The organism is Roseiterribacter gracilis, assembly GCA_018332375.1.
In the GTDB taxonomy this organism is placed as follows: Bacteria; Pseudomonadota; Alphaproteobacteria; order BOG-932; family Roseiterribacteraceae; genus Roseiterribacter; species Roseiterribacter gracilis.
Window position 1 is genome coordinate 1,949,153 of sequence record BOPV01000001.1, and the last position, 13,518, is coordinate 1,962,670.

12 protein-coding genes are annotated in these 13,518 nt (G+C 63.7%); 1 reads left to right on the plus strand and 11 read right to left on the minus strand.

The genetic code is table 11. The annotated features are described in order from the left end of the window. The 10 genes from TMPK1_RS09690 to TMPK1_RS09735 all read right to left on the minus strand — a co-directional run bounded on the left by TMPK1_RS09690 (position 1) and on the right by TMPK1_RS09735 (position 12,286). Positions 1-813 carry an enoyl-CoA hydratase family protein gene (locus TMPK1_RS09690; protein ID WP_420242783.1) on the minus strand — a complete coding sequence of 271 codons (813 nt, stop codon included), beginning with the start codon at positions 811-813 and terminating at the stop codon, positions 1-3. Beyond that, on the minus strand, positions 810-1,541 hold the full coding sequence (locus TMPK1_RS09695; RefSeq protein WP_420242784.1) for an SDR family NAD(P)-dependent oxidoreductase: 732 nt from the start codon (positions 1,539-1,541) through the stop codon (positions 810-812). Before TMPK1_RS09695 ends, TMPK1_RS09690 begins: the two co-directional genes overlap by 4 nt. Further along, the gene (locus tag TMPK1_RS09700; RefSeq protein WP_420242785.1) at positions 1,534-3,804 is read right to left on the minus strand and encodes a bifunctional salicylyl-CoA 5-hydroxylase/oxidoreductase; all 2,271 of its coding nucleotides are present in this window, start codon (positions 3,802-3,804) and stop codon (positions 1,534-1,536) included. Before TMPK1_RS09700 ends, TMPK1_RS09695 begins: the two co-directional genes overlap by 8 nt. An 83-nt stretch (positions 3,805-3,887) precedes the next feature. Beyond that, the gene (locus TMPK1_RS09705) at positions 3,888-4,427 is read right to left on the minus strand and encodes a MarR family winged helix-turn-helix transcriptional regulator (RefSeq protein WP_420242786.1); all 540 of its coding nucleotides are present in this window, start codon (positions 4,425-4,427) and stop codon (positions 3,888-3,890) included. A gap of 47 nt (positions 4,428-4,474) precedes the next feature. Continuing rightward, the gene (locus TMPK1_RS09710) at positions 4,475-5,641 is read right to left on the minus strand and encodes a PAS domain-containing sensor histidine kinase (RefSeq protein ID WP_420242787.1); all 1,167 of its coding nucleotides are present in this window, start codon (positions 5,639-5,641) and stop codon (positions 4,475-4,477) included. Positions 5,642-5,643: 2 nt separating this feature from the next. Further along, a complete protein-coding gene (locus tag TMPK1_RS09715) occupies positions 5,644-6,393 on the minus strand; it encodes an acetoacetate decarboxylase (protein WP_420242788.1) in 750 nt (249 codons plus the stop codon). Between the two features lie 13 nt (positions 6,394-6,406). Then, positions 6,407-7,582, minus strand: a complete 1,176-nt coding sequence (locus TMPK1_RS09720; protein ID WP_420242789.1) for a patatin-like phospholipase family protein — start codon at positions 7,580-7,582, stop codon at positions 6,407-6,409. 41 nt (positions 7,583-7,623) lie between these two features. Beyond that, on the minus strand, positions 7,624-8,148 hold the full coding sequence (locus tag TMPK1_RS09725) for a hypothetical protein (protein ID WP_420242791.1): 525 nt from the start codon (positions 8,146-8,148) through the stop codon (positions 7,624-7,626). After that, on the minus strand, positions 8,145-11,216 hold the full coding sequence (locus TMPK1_RS09730) for an efflux RND transporter permease subunit (protein WP_420242792.1): 3,072 nt from the start codon (positions 11,214-11,216) through the stop codon (positions 8,145-8,147). Before TMPK1_RS09730 ends, TMPK1_RS09725 begins: the two co-directional genes overlap by 4 nt. Next, positions 11,213-12,286 carry an efflux RND transporter periplasmic adaptor subunit gene (locus TMPK1_RS09735; RefSeq protein ID WP_420242793.1) on the minus strand — a complete coding sequence of 358 codons (1,074 nt, stop codon included), beginning with the start codon at positions 12,284-12,286 and terminating at the stop codon, positions 11,213-11,215. Before TMPK1_RS09735 ends, TMPK1_RS09730 begins: the two co-directional genes overlap by 4 nt. 108 nt (positions 12,287-12,394) lie before the next feature. Here TMPK1_RS09735 and TMPK1_RS09740 point away from each other — a divergent pair, with 108 nt between their 5' ends. Then, positions 12,395-13,057, plus strand: a complete 663-nt coding sequence (locus tag TMPK1_RS09740; RefSeq protein WP_420242794.1) for a TetR/AcrR family transcriptional regulator — start codon at positions 12,395-12,397, stop codon at positions 13,055-13,057. Here the strand turns inward: TMPK1_RS09740 and TMPK1_RS09745 are convergent. Continuing rightward, positions 13,054-13,500, minus strand: coding sequence for a nuclear transport factor 2 family protein (locus TMPK1_RS09745; RefSeq protein WP_420242795.1), 447 nt, complete (start codon positions 13,498-13,500; stop codon positions 13,054-13,056). The two genes, TMPK1_RS09740 and TMPK1_RS09745, sit on opposite strands and share 4 nt — an antisense overlap. Between the last annotated feature and the right edge of the window lie 18 nt (positions 13,501-13,518).

Sequence of the window (13,518 nt, forward strand, 5' to 3'; positions counted from 1 at the left end):
CTAATTCCCCTCGAAGACCGGCTTCGCCTTGGCGACGAACGCCTCGTAGGCACGACGGAAATCTTGCGTCTGCATACAGATCGCCTGCGCCTGCGCCTCGGCTTCGATCGCTGCGTCGAGACCCATGTCCCATTCCTGGTGCAGCATCGTCTTGGTCATTGCGTGCGCGAACGTCGGGCCGCTTGCGAGTTCGCGTGCAAATGCCTGCGCTTCCGTCAGCAGCGCGTCGCTCGCAACCAGCCGATTCCAAAAGCCCCAGCGCTCGCCCTCGTCGGCGCGCAGGCTGCGGCCGGTATAGAGCAGCTCGGACGCGCGACCGTGGCCGATGATGCGCGGCAGCATCGCGCACGCGCCCATGTCGCACCCCGCCAATCCGACGCGCACGAACAGAAATGCGGCTTTCGAGTCCGGCGTCGCGAAGCGAATGTCAGACGCCATCGCGAGGATCGCGCCGGCGCCGACACAGATCCCGTCGACCGCGGCGACGATCGGCTGCGGACAGGCGCGCATTGCTTTGACCAAGTCGCCGGTCATGCGCGTGAAGTCGAGCAGCCCGGCCATGTCGCGCCCGACCAACGGGCCGATAATGTCGTGCACGTCACCGCCCGAGCAGAAATTTCCGCCCGCACCCGTCAGCACGATCGTCTTGATGTTGTCGGCCTGGACCAGCGCGCGAAACGTGTCGCGCAGCTCGGCATAGGACTCGAAGGTGAGCGGATTTTTGCGATCTGGCCGGTCGAGCGTGATGGTCGCGACCTTGCCGTCGAGCTGCCAGCGGAAATGCGCCGGCTGGTACGATGTGTCGAGCTTCATGCCTGTCCGACCTCAATTGCTTGGCCCGTAATCGAAGCGGCATCGTCGCCGCATAGCGCTGCGACCGACGCCGCGACTTCTTCCGGTTGGATCAAACGGCCGCCGGGATTGGCAGCTGCCAGTTCGGCAATCGCCTCGTCGCGCGTGCGGCCGGTCTTGGCGACGATCCGTTCGATCGTCGTCTCGGTCATTTCGGTTGCGACATAGCCGGGGCAGATCGCATTCACGGTCACGCCGCGCGATGCGACTTCCAGCGCCAGCGAGCGCGTAATGCCGACCAGCGCGTGTTTCGACGCGGCATAGGCCGAGACGTAGGAAAATCCCTGCAGCCCGGCTGTGCTGGCGATGTTGATGACGCGGCCCCAACCCAGCTTGACCATCATCGGCAAAACCGCGCGCGTGCAACGTACCGCGCCCAGCACATTGACCTCGAACATGCGCTGGAACAGCGCGTCCTCGCTTTTGAGGAACGGCGCGCTTTCGGCGATGCCCGCATTGTTGATGAGGATCGCTGCTGGTCCAATTTCGTTGAACGCGGCTGCCACCGCATCGCCGTCGGTCAGATCGACTGCCTGAAAATCGGCGCCGATTTCCGACGCACGCGCAATCAGCTTGCTGATGTCGCGCCCCAACAGGGTCACGCGCATCCCGTCATCGGCCAGCCGCCTGGCGATGGCCCAGCCGATGCCGCGCGTCGCGCCGGTGACGATTGCGTGACGCTCAGCCATTGGGACGCACCATCAAACGTTGCAACTGATCGCGGCCCGACAAATAGGGCTTTGGCCATTCGACCGCGACTTGCTGGGCCGCCGCCGCACGCAATGTCCAATACGGATCCGACAGATGCGGCCGCGCCATGCAGCACAAATCGGCGCGGCCGGCGGCGATGATGCTGTTGACGTGGTCGATCTCGTAAATGTTGCCGACCGCCATCGTCGCAACCCGCGCTTCGTTGCGGATCAGGTCCGAGAACGGCGTCTGGAACATGCGACCATAGACGGGCCGCGCCTCGATCGTGGTCTGCCCGGCCGACACGTCGATCACGTCGACGCCGGCATCGCGGAACGCAGCCGCAATCGTCAACGTATCGTCTTCGTCATTGCCGTGCTCGCACCAGTCGGTTGCCGACAGGCGTACCGAGATCGGTTTGTCCGCCGGCCACGCATCACGCACGGCGCGGAACACTTCCAAGGGAAAGCGCAGCCGGTTCTCGACCGCGCCGCCATATTCGTCGGTGCGTTTGTTGGTAACCGGCGTCAGAAACGCCGACAGCAAATAGCCGTGGGCGAAATGCAGCTCGATCATGTCGAAGCCGCAGCGCACGGCGCGCTTGGCAGCGGCGACATACTGGTCGCGCACCAGATCCATGTCGGCGCGCGTCATCGCACGCGGCAACTGGTTGCGCGGCGACCAGGCGATCGCCGACGGCGCCAGCAATGGCCAGTTTCCCTCCGCCAACGGCGCGTCCATCTCCTCCCAGCCAAGCTGGGTCGAACCTTTGGGGCCGGCATGGCCCAGCTGCAGACAGAATTTCGCCGGCGTTTCCGCGTGTACGAAGTCGACGATGCGCTTCCATGCCGCTTCCTGCGCATCGGTATAGAGGCCGGTGCAGCCGGGCGTGATGCGCCCCTCTTCCGACACGTCGGTCATTTCAGTGACGACCATGCCGGCGCCGCCCTGCGCGCGCGATCCGTAATGGACGAGATGAAAGTCGCCGGGCACGCCGTCCTTGGCGCTGTACATCGACATCGGCGACACGACGATGCGGTTCGGCAAAGTCAGGCCGCGCAGCTTGAACGGCGTGAACATCGGCGGCACCGGCTGGTTCACCTCCGCGCCAGCGCGCTGCGCGAACCAGGTCTCCAGCCCGTCCAACCATTGTTTGTCGCGCGCGCGCAGATTGTCGTGGCTGACGCGCTGGCTGCGGGTCAGCAGCGAATAGGCGAACTGCATCGGCTCGAAGGCGAGATAGCGCGGCAGATGTTCGAACCATTCGGTCGAATTGCGCGCCGCATTCTGCAGCTTGACCACGTCGAGCGATCGTTCGGCCTGATAGGCCGACAAGGCTTCGGCAATCGTCGGCCGGTCGTGCAGCCGTTCGGCCAGCGCCATCGCATCTTCCAGCGCGAGTTTGGTGCCCGACCCGACTGAGAAATGCGCCGTATGCGCTGCGTCGCCCATCAGCACCACGTTCTTGTGGTGCCAGCGCTCGCACGTCACGTGTGGAAAGTTCAGCCAGGCCGAGCCGCGAAGATGGCGCGCATTACTCATCAAGCCGTTGCCGTCGAGATATTTGGCGAAGATGCGCTCGCATAGCGCGATGCTGTCCTCCTGGCTCAACGTATCGAAACCCAAGCCGCGCCAGGTCGGCTCGTCGCATTCGACGATGAAGGTCGAGGTGTCGGGATCGAATTTATAGGCGTGGAACCAGATCCAGCCATGTTCGGTCTGTTCGAAGCCGAAGGTGAAGGCTTCGAACGTTTTGTGCGTACCGAGCCAGACGAATTTGTTGCGCCGCATCTCAATGCGCGGCTTGAACACGTCTTCCCAACGCGCCCGCATCTTCGAATTGACGCCGTCGCTGGCGACGATCAGATCGGCGTCGTAGGTCGCAAGCACCGTATCGGGATCGGCGTCGGTTTCGAATTTCAGCGCGACGCCAAGCTCCTGCGCGCGTTCCTGCAGAATGTTCAGCAGACGCTTGCGGCCGATACCGCAGAAACCGTGCCCGCCCGAACGAATGACCTGCCCGTGCACATGCACGTCGATATCGTCCCAATGGGCCAGGCTGTCGAAAATGGCATCGGCGCTTTTGCGGTCGACCGCGCGCAGATTTTCCATCGTCTGGTCGGAGAAGACGACGCCCCAACCGAACGTGTCGAACGGGCGGTTGCGCTCGATCACGGTTACGTCATGCGTGGCGTCGCGCCGTTTCAGCGCAATCGCAAGATAGAGACCGGCCGGCCCACCGCCGACACATACGACTCGCATCTGCCCAAGCCTCGCTCGTGATAGTTTAGATCTAAACCTTTCTCGCGAGGCCTGTCCAGCGCGGTCTTTGCGCCGTCAACACCTCAGGATTTGGCGGATTTCTTGCGGCGCGGCGTCGCGGCAGGCGCCGCCGCGGCGCGCGGGGCCGCCAGCGACTTGCGTACCGCGTCCTTGGTTTCGCCCAGCAAGGTCAGCAGCCGCTTGGTCGTGGCCGGATCGATTTCGGTGAACAATTCGCGGATCCAGCTTTCATGCTGGGTCGCCATCACTTTGAAGGCGTTGCGGCCTTTGGCGGTCAGCGACACGGTCGTGCTGCGCCGGTCGGCATTCGACACGGTGCGCTTCACCAGCCCTTCGGCGACCAGCCGTTCGACGATGCCGGTCGTATTGCCGTTCGACACCATCAACCGTGCGCTGAGCGCACCCATCGTCAGCCCTTCCGGCACCCGGTCGAGCTGCGCCATCAGATCGAAGCGCGGCAAGGTCGTGTCGAAGGACTGCAGCAGGCGCGAGCGGATTTCGTTCTCGATCAGATAGGTGCAGGACAACAAGCGCAGCCATAGGCGCAACTGATCGTGCCGGTCGCCGGCATCGGTTTCATAGTCGGTCGGTATCTCAGCCATCGCGCCATTTATCGGCGCGATGTTTTAGGCGTCAATGATTGCGCTCGTCACGAGGCGAACCGCACGCGGCCGGTCGGAAAGAGCAGCCGCACCGTCGTCCCGACCCCAAGCTCGCTTTCGATCGTCATGCGCGCGCCATGCAGCCATACCAGCGCGTCGACGATGGCAAGGCCCAGACCGGTGCCGGCGACATTGGCAAGACTGTCTTTGGCGAAACGGCGAAACGGTTGGGTCGCCTGACTGACTTCCTCGCGCGCCATGCCGACGCCCTGATCCTCGACGGCGATTTCCAGTTCGCCGCCATCCAGCAGCCGCGCCGCGATGCGCACGCACCCTGGCTGGGTCGAGTATTTCAGGCTGTTACCCACGAGGTTGATCAGGATCTGCGGAAGCGCAACGGCATCCCCATACAGCAGCAGATGCGCCGGCACGTCGGCGACGATGCGATGGCCGCCTTTCGCGGCCCGGATCGACAGCATCCGGCACACCTGGTCGGCCACGTCGCGTACGCGCAACTCGGTCTCGTGCAGCAGCCGCTGCCGGGATTCGAGTTCCGACATAGCGAGAATGTCGTTGATGACCGCCAGAAGATGCTCGCCGGCCTCGTGAATATGCGTGCCGTACTCGCGATATTTGTCCGGCAGATCTCCGACGGACGCTTTGGCGACGCATTCAGCGAACCCGATCACCGCGTTGAGCGGCGTTCGCAGTTCGTGGCTCATATTCGCGATGAAACTCGAACGCGCGCGGGCCAGGCGCTGCGCGTCGGCGGCGAGCTGCTGCAACTGTTCTTCTGCCTCGACACATTGCGTCGCGTCGCGCAGCAGGGCCGCATAATACGGGGCGCCGGCAATCTGATAGGCCACCACCGTACCTTCGATCCAGATCAGGCTTCCGTCCGCGCGCAGCGCCTGGATCCGACCGCGCGGCCCCATCGGACGGGAATGAACTTCCGCGCGCTGCATCGAACGCATCCAGCCGACATGCTGTTTGCGCGCGGATTCCGGAAGCAACCGGTCGATCGGTCTGCCGAGAAGCGCGCGACGAGAATAGCCGAACATGCGCACGGCCGAAGCATTCGCGAAGACGATCTTCATGTCGTCGTCGAGCACGATGGCAGCGTCGTGCGACTCCTGGAGGATGGCGCGATACGAGCCGGGCGGCAGTGGCGCCGGCTCGGGCGCATCACATTCGATGGCGTGACGAAGATCCATGATCAAATCTCTCGGTTTGCCGTGTAATCGTGAATGACGGTGCCGAGGCCGAGTGTCAGGTCGGCGATGATGTGCGTCGCCGACACGATCTCGAGCACCGGCAGTTCGGCGATCGGCGCGAGTGCATGGGGCACAAGGTCAAGCGCGCCCGGGCCATTCCAGGCGCCTTTCACATTGACCTCTTGCAGGTGGTATTCGACGAGTTCGCAAATGCGCGGCGTGCCGTCGACATGCGGAATGATCTTGAGCAGAAAGTTTGGCGCCGCCAGCGACGCGCGCACCGCGTCAAGATCCGCCGCCTCATGCTTATAGCCCATCGTCGCCGTCGCGATTCGCAGCGGCCCGTAATCCAGCGTGCCGACCAGTGTATCGACTTCTTTGCGCAGGCTGGGGCTGGCCAGCTTTTTGGGAAATCCCCACAATTCGCGGCCGCCAGCAATCGGCCCCTCGTCGTTCAGGAACATGCAATGCGTATAGCTGCCGCGTCGTCCCTCAAGCGACACGGGAATGACCTGGCCACTTTCCGTGTAGTCGCCGAAGCCCGTCGAATCAGGCATGCGGATGAATTCGTACTTCACTAGCGGTTCGTCGACCTGAAGCGGCTCGGGTACCAGCGCGCGCAGTTTCGCCGGATCGGTGCGATAGGTGATGATCAAATATTCGCGGTCGATGAACCGGTAGGGTCCGCGCGGATAGGCCGGGCTGGTGAGCGGCATTGCGAACGCACGTTCGAGGATTTTCTGAATATTCATGTCACGATTCTCGCTATTCGCGGCCGTCAAAGGCTAGGTCGAAGGTAAAGACGCCATCGAGCACACTCGGGCGCTGCAGCACTTCGGGGTGACGCAACGTGCGAATCGCGTCGTGGTAGCCGGCACGCCAATGGCTCTCCATCGAACGGCGCGAGAATTCGTAGTCCTTCGAATGGCCTTCGAAATTCTCCGCGCGATGAACCAACTGAATGATGTTGTAGACGCTGAGGTCGGCGGCTTCTTCAAGGAGCCGCACCTCGGGCCCGTTGTGGAATTCGGGCGGAACCCGGTCGAGCAGTTTCGCCAGCGCCGATGAGAGTTGCCGCCGACGACGGACGGCATTCGTCGCCGCGCGCGTGCGGCTGGAATACTGGATCTCTTTCTGACGCGACATCACGTCGGCCATGATCGACGGCGTTTCGCCGCGCGAACTCCACAGATCGACCTGGAAGATCAGCATGTCTTCGCGCTGCTCACGTTCTTCGCGCTCGACCACCCATTCGAGCGGTGTGTTCGAGACGAGGCCGCCATCCCAATACTGCTCGCCTTCGATCTCGACGGCCGGAAAGCCGGGCGGTAAGGCGCCGCTCGCCATCACATGCTCGGGCTCGATATGATGCGTGCGAGCGTCGAAATACGTGAAGTTGCCGGTGCGCACATTCACCGCACCGACGCTGAAGCGCATCTGCCCGGGCACGTTGATCCGGTCAAAATCGACCAGCCGCTCCAAGGTCGCGCGCAACGGCGACGTATCGTAGTAGCTGGTTGCTTCCTGGGTGCCGGTCGCTTCCCACCAGGGATTCAAATTGCGCGGCACGAAAAAGCCGGGCGCACCAGCCGTCAGCGCCTTCGTCGCCGCGATCTGGCTCATCGTGCGGCGCATCGCGTCGGCGCGCATGACGGAATTCTCCATTCCGTTGAACCAGCTCCAACCGGGCTCGTCGGTGACCAACTCCCAGAACGCGCGCAGCTTCTCGACACGCTTCTCCGGCGGATTGCCCGCAATCAGCGCCGCGTTGATCGCACCGATGGAAATGCCGGCGACCCAGTCGGGATGCAGGTCGGCTTCCGCAAGCGCCTCGTAGACGCCGCCCTGATAGGCGCCCAACGCGCCGCCGCCCTGCAGCACGAGCGCGATGCAATCGAACGAAGGACGCTCGCCGATCACGTGCGACTTGCGCTTGCTCAATGCCGCGTCGCCAGGGTCCCGTCGCAGGGTCTGGTGCATGTTCATGTCGTTGTCCTTCCGAGGATCATTTCGTCCCCGCTATTGCGTTCGCCGCGCGCCCGCTGCTCGCGGGACGGCGCGTGCACGCTGTCCAGGTCGGCGCGGCAGATACGGCTGAATGCGACCAGCGCGTCGGGATCCGGGTTTTTCGACAAAGCCGATTTCACGAACTCGTGAACGGGCACGCTCGGCTGCAGCGCGATTTCGATGATCGCGTGAATTACGTCCTCTGCGGCGCTGATCACGTGTGGCGGCGCGAAGAGCTGAATCCGGTGCATGAGCGCCATCAGCTTCTGTTCGTGGCCGCCGATCGCGATCTCGTCACGCGTATAGGCGTCCACCAGCAGGTTCGAGGCGCACATGATGAACTCGGCATAGACGGTCTCGCGTCGCGTTATTTCTCGTTCGATACGCTGGGCACGGTTTTGCCGCCGCTGCGTATAGACGGCGCCGGCAAGCGAAGCCGTGCCGCCGAGGAACGCGCCCATCGCCGATACCGAACTTAGAAGTATTGGATCGATGCTCATGTGGCGTGTTCCATGGTTTGCGCTTGCACGAGCGTCGGCGGCTGGATGCGAAACCAGGCGACATAGAGCGCCGGCAAGAACAACAGCGTGAGCGCGGTCGCAACCGCGAGGCCGCCCATGATCGCGTATGCCATCGGTCCCCAGAAAATCGTCGGCGCGATCGGGATCATGCCGAGAATTGCCGCCGCAGCCGTGAGCAGGATGGGACGGAAGCGATGCGTCGATGCTTCGATCACCGCACTCCACGGATCGCGGCCGTGCGCTTTCTCCTCTTCAATCTGCTGGATCAGGATCACCGAATTGCGCGCGATCATGCCGATCAACGCCAGCACGCCGAGAATGGCGACGAAGCCGAGCGGCTTGTGCGCGAGCAGCAGCGCAGCGACGACGCCGATCACGCCGAGCGGCGCGACGCTGAGCACCAGGAACAACCGGTTGAAGCTCTGTAGCTGCACCATCAGGATGGTCAGCATCAGCAACAGCATCACCGGCACGACCGCGATCACCGACGCTTGCGCCTTCTTGCTTTCTTCGGCGGTGCCGCCGACCGCGATCTTGTATCCGGCCGGCAGGCCGGCGTTCAGCGCGTCGAGCTTTGGTTGCAGCGCCTGGATGACCGAAGCAGGCAGCGCATCGGGCGCGACGTCGGCCTGCACGGTCAGCGTGGGCTGGCGGTCGCGACGCCAGATCATCGGATATTCGCTTCCATATTCGACCGAAGCGATCTGACTGAGCGGCACTGTCTGTCCCGTCGGAAGCGGCACTTGCAACGTGCGGATGGTTGCGAGCGACATGCGCTGGTCGGCCGATGCGCGGGCCACGACGTCGACGAGATAGATCCAGTCGCGAATCTGCGTGACCGTCGTTCCGGTGACGACCGCGTTGACGGCCTGCGCCAGCGCCTGCGAGCTCAAGCCCAACAGCCGCGCCTGATCCTGGTCGACGCGGATGGTCAGCGTGCGTTCCGGCTCCATCCAGTCGTAATTGACCTTCTGCACGCCGTTCTGCGCGCCGAGCAGATCCGCGACCTTGAACGCAACGCTGCGCAACCGGTCGGGGTCTTGTCCACTGATGCGGAACTGCAGCGGCCATCCCACCGGCGGACCGAGTTCGAGCGGATAAACGCGCGCGACGACGTTGGGAAAGGCAGTCGTAAAGGCCTGCTCCAGCCGCGCCTTGACGTGGTCGCGCTGCTCCAGCCCTTTGGTCACGACGACAAGCTGCGCGAAGTGATCGTTCGGCAGTTGCAGGTCCATCGGCAGGTAGAAACGAACGGCGCCACGGCCGACATAGCTGCTCCAATGGTCGACGTCGCGATCCTGGGCGAGCAATTGATCGACACGGGCCGAGAGATCGCGCGACGCCTCGAGCGACACGTTCTGGGGCAGTTTGATGTCGACCAGAAATTCCGGCCGATCCGACGACGGAAAGAATTGCTGCGGCACCAGGCGCGTCCCGGCGAGCGCCAGCGCGAAGGCGGCAACCGTGATCAGGATGGTGCGTCGCCGCGCGCTCATGGCGGCGACAAGAACGCGCCGATACAGGCGCACCACCGGACCTTGCTGTCCTTCGTGCGACTTGGCCGGACGTTTCAGTCCCCAGACTCCGAGCAGCGGCGCGAACAACACCGCAACCACCCACGAGGCAAGCAGAGCGATCGCGACGACCGCGAAAATCGAAAACGTGTACTCGCCCGCCGAGCTGCGCGCGAAACCGATCGGAACGAAACCCGCGACGGTGACCAGCGTGCCGGTCAGCATTGGAAACGCGGTCGACGTATAGGCGAAGGTGGCTGCCTTTTCCTTCGAGTCGCCGTGCTCCAGGCGCGTGACCATCATTTCGACCGTGATCATCGCGTCGTCGACCAGCAGACCCAGCGCAATGATGAGCGCACCAAGCGAGATGCGCTGCAGGTCGATGCCGAGCAACTCCATGACGACGAACACGATCGCAAGAACCAGCGGGATCGACGCCGCGACAACGCCGCCGGCGCGAAATCCCAGCGCCAGGAAACTGACCGCCAACACGATCGCAATCGCTTCCCAAAGCGCCTCCATGAACTCGTCGACAGCGTGCGCGACCGTCGCGGGCTGTTCGGCGATCAAACTCGCCTCGATTCCGACGGGCAGGTCGGTGGCAATCTCGGCCATGGCGCGTTCGACGTTCTTGCCGAGGGCAAGCACGTTGCCGCCGTCGCGCATGGCGATCGCCAACCCGATTCCATCCTTGCCGTTGGCGCGAAAGATCGGCTGCGGCGGATCTGCCTGTCCGCGCGTTACATGCGCGATGTCGCCCAACCGGATGACGCGGTTGCCGACCATGAAATTGACGTCCAGCAGACCCTGCTCCGACTGGAAGGCGCCTGTGACCCGCACCAGGATCTTCTCTTCGTTCGTCTGCACAACGCCGGCCGGTGCGACTGCGTTCTGCGCCTGCAGCGCGCTGAGCAGCGCGGCACGATCGACGCCGAGCCCGGCGAGTTGCGCCGTCGAAAACTCCACATAGACGCGTTCATCCTGCGCGCCGAGAACCTCGACCTTGGATACGTCGGGCACCTGCAACAGGCGTGACCGCACGGTATCGACGTAATCCTTCAGTTGCCGGTGCGAGTACCCGTCGGCGGTGAAGCCGTACACGATGCCGAACGTGTCGCCGAACTCGTCGTTGAACCCCGGCCCGACAACGCCTTGCGGCAAGGCGGAGCGGATATCGCCGACCTTCTTGCGCACCTGGTACCAGATGTCCGGCACCGCGGTTCGCGTCACCGAGCCTTTGAGGTTGACGAAAATCGTCGACTGTCCGGCCGTCGTATAGCTGCGCAGATAGTCGAGGCCGGGCGTCTCCTGCAGTTTGCGTTCGATCCGCTCGGTGACTTGCTGCTGCATCTCGGTGACAGTCGCGCCGGGCCAGCCGGTCTGCACCACCATCGTCTTGATAGTGAAAGCAGGATCTTCGTTGCGGCCCAACTTGAAATACGAAGCGACGCCCGCGACCAAGATCACGATCATGCAATAGGTGACGAATGAGCGGTGCTTCAGCGCCCATTCGGAGAGATTGAAGCCGGTCATTGGCCGCCCTCCAGCACGCGCACCGATTGTCCCGGGCGCAGCACCTGGGTGCCCGCAGTCACGACCGTTTCGCCGGGCTGCAGCCCCTGCGCGACGACAACGCTGCGTTCGTCGTAGCGAAGCACGTCGACGCTGCGCAGCGACACGTTCTGCACGTTGGGATCGACCACCCATACGGCCGCGCGACCATCGGCCTGCGTCAGTGCAGTTGCGGGAATTTCGATCCCTGCAGGCGCCGCCGTGACGATGCGGCCTTTCACTGTTGCGCCCAGCCGCATCGATGGCGGCGGATCGATGAGCGCGACTTTGACGGCAAAGGTGCGCGTCGCGGCGTCGGCTTGCGGCGCCAGCTCGCGCACGCGTCCCTTGACGGTGATGCGCGCGTCGTCGGTCAACGCGATGTCGACGACGATGTCGGACGAGACCGTGCGGATGAGCTGCGCCGGAATGGAGAACACCGCATCGAGCCCGCCGTCGCGCGCGATCTCGGCCACCATGCGTCCCGGCGCCACGACTTCGCCGGGTTCGGCACCGACTGCAGTCACCGTGCCGGGTGCGTCCGCGACGAGTTCGGTAAAGCTGCGCTGTTCCTCGGCCGTATGTAGCTGCGCGCGCGCCGCTGCAACTTGCGCTTCGGTCGTTTGCAGCGCCTGCTGCGCCTGGTCGAAATTGGCGCGCGACGTGTAGCCGTCATGCAGCAAAGTCTGCTGACGGCCGAACGCATTGCGTGCCTGCAGCGCCTGGCCTTGCGCGGCCAGCAACGCGGCCTGCGCCTGTCGAAGCGCATTCTGTTGCAACTGCGAGTCGACCCGCGCGATCACCTGGCCGGCTTTGACGACGTCACCGACATGTACGGCACGTTCAATGACGCGGCCGTCGATCCGGAATGCGAGGCTGGTCTGTACCTGGGCGCGGATCTGCCCGGTCAGCGAGATCGTCTCGCCGGACGCCTGGCCGGTGATGGTGGTTGCCCGGACCGGGCGCGGTTTGGCGGCAGGCGGCGCGGCCTCGTCACAGCCGCCGAGGGCTGCCGCGACGAGCAGCAGCGGCGCGAAATGTCGGATCGACATCGAAAACTCCACAAAACGGGGGAAAAGGCAGCGGTGACAGGCGGCGCTTGCTTTGCACTTACTCGTATAGTATATTGCACTGGTGAGTGCAATCCTGATGATGAGACGATGACGCAGTCCAGACCCAAAAAAAACGCAGCCCCCGATCGTCGTGTTGGATCGCGCGAAGCGATCGTGCAGGCAGCCCAGCGGCTGTTCCTGAAGCGCGGCGTTGGCGCCGTGAGCATGGACGATCTCGCGACCGAAGCCGGCGTCGCGCGGCGAACGCTCTACAACCAGTTTCCCAGCAAGGAAGACATTCTGCGCGAGATGCTGCGTGAGCTATCGGAAGGATTGCGGGACGCGCTGCCGCCCGGCATCGAGACGCAAGGCGAAGTCGAAGAAGTGCTACGCCGCATCGGCACGGGCGTGCTGACCTTTCAGGCCCCGGCCGAGTTTGTCGGGTTGGTGCGCATCACTGTCGCCGACGCGCAGCAATTTCCGTGGATCGCGACCGCCTTTGATGCGGTGCTCGATCCGCAGCTCAACCGGTTTGCGCGCTATCTCGCCCATTTGACGACATTGGGCGTCCTCGCCTGCCCGGATCCGTTGCTGGCGGCGCACCAGTTTCTCGGACTTCTCAACGAGCCGGTTCTCTGGACGCGCGTGGTGCGTCGAAAGCAACCGCCCATCAAAGCGGATGTCGTTGTCGAGGAAGCGGTGCAGATGTTCTTGTGCCGATATCGCGTGGTCGATCCGAGTCCGAACCCACGCCGCAAGAAACGCGCTTAGACCCCCGCCTGCAGCCGCGCATATTGCGACCAGCCTTTGGGATTGCGCATGAAAGCGCGATGCACCGGCTGCGGGTCGTAGTAGGCGACGCGTTCGACCGCGATGCCGTCGCGAAAGCGGATCCGGTCGATGCTGGGCCATTTGACCATCCGCCCGCCGATCGACGCTTCGAGCGACATGTCGATGAACAAATAACCGTTGCGATGTTCCCAACTGTTCAGCACGCCGGTCAGATCCGGCAGTGCGCGCAGAATACGAAGATAGTCCTGGCGCGCGGCGGCGCGTCCGACGACACGCTGCATCGGCGATTCGAGCGCGACCTGTTCGTCGAGCAAAGCCAGCATCCGGTCCAGCCGCTCTTTCGGTTGCTGCCAGACTTGCGCGAACAGGTCGACCCACGCGGCAATCGTGCCGCGTTCGCCGGTTTTTGTATTGAGAACCACGTCGTCGTTCATAGCGAT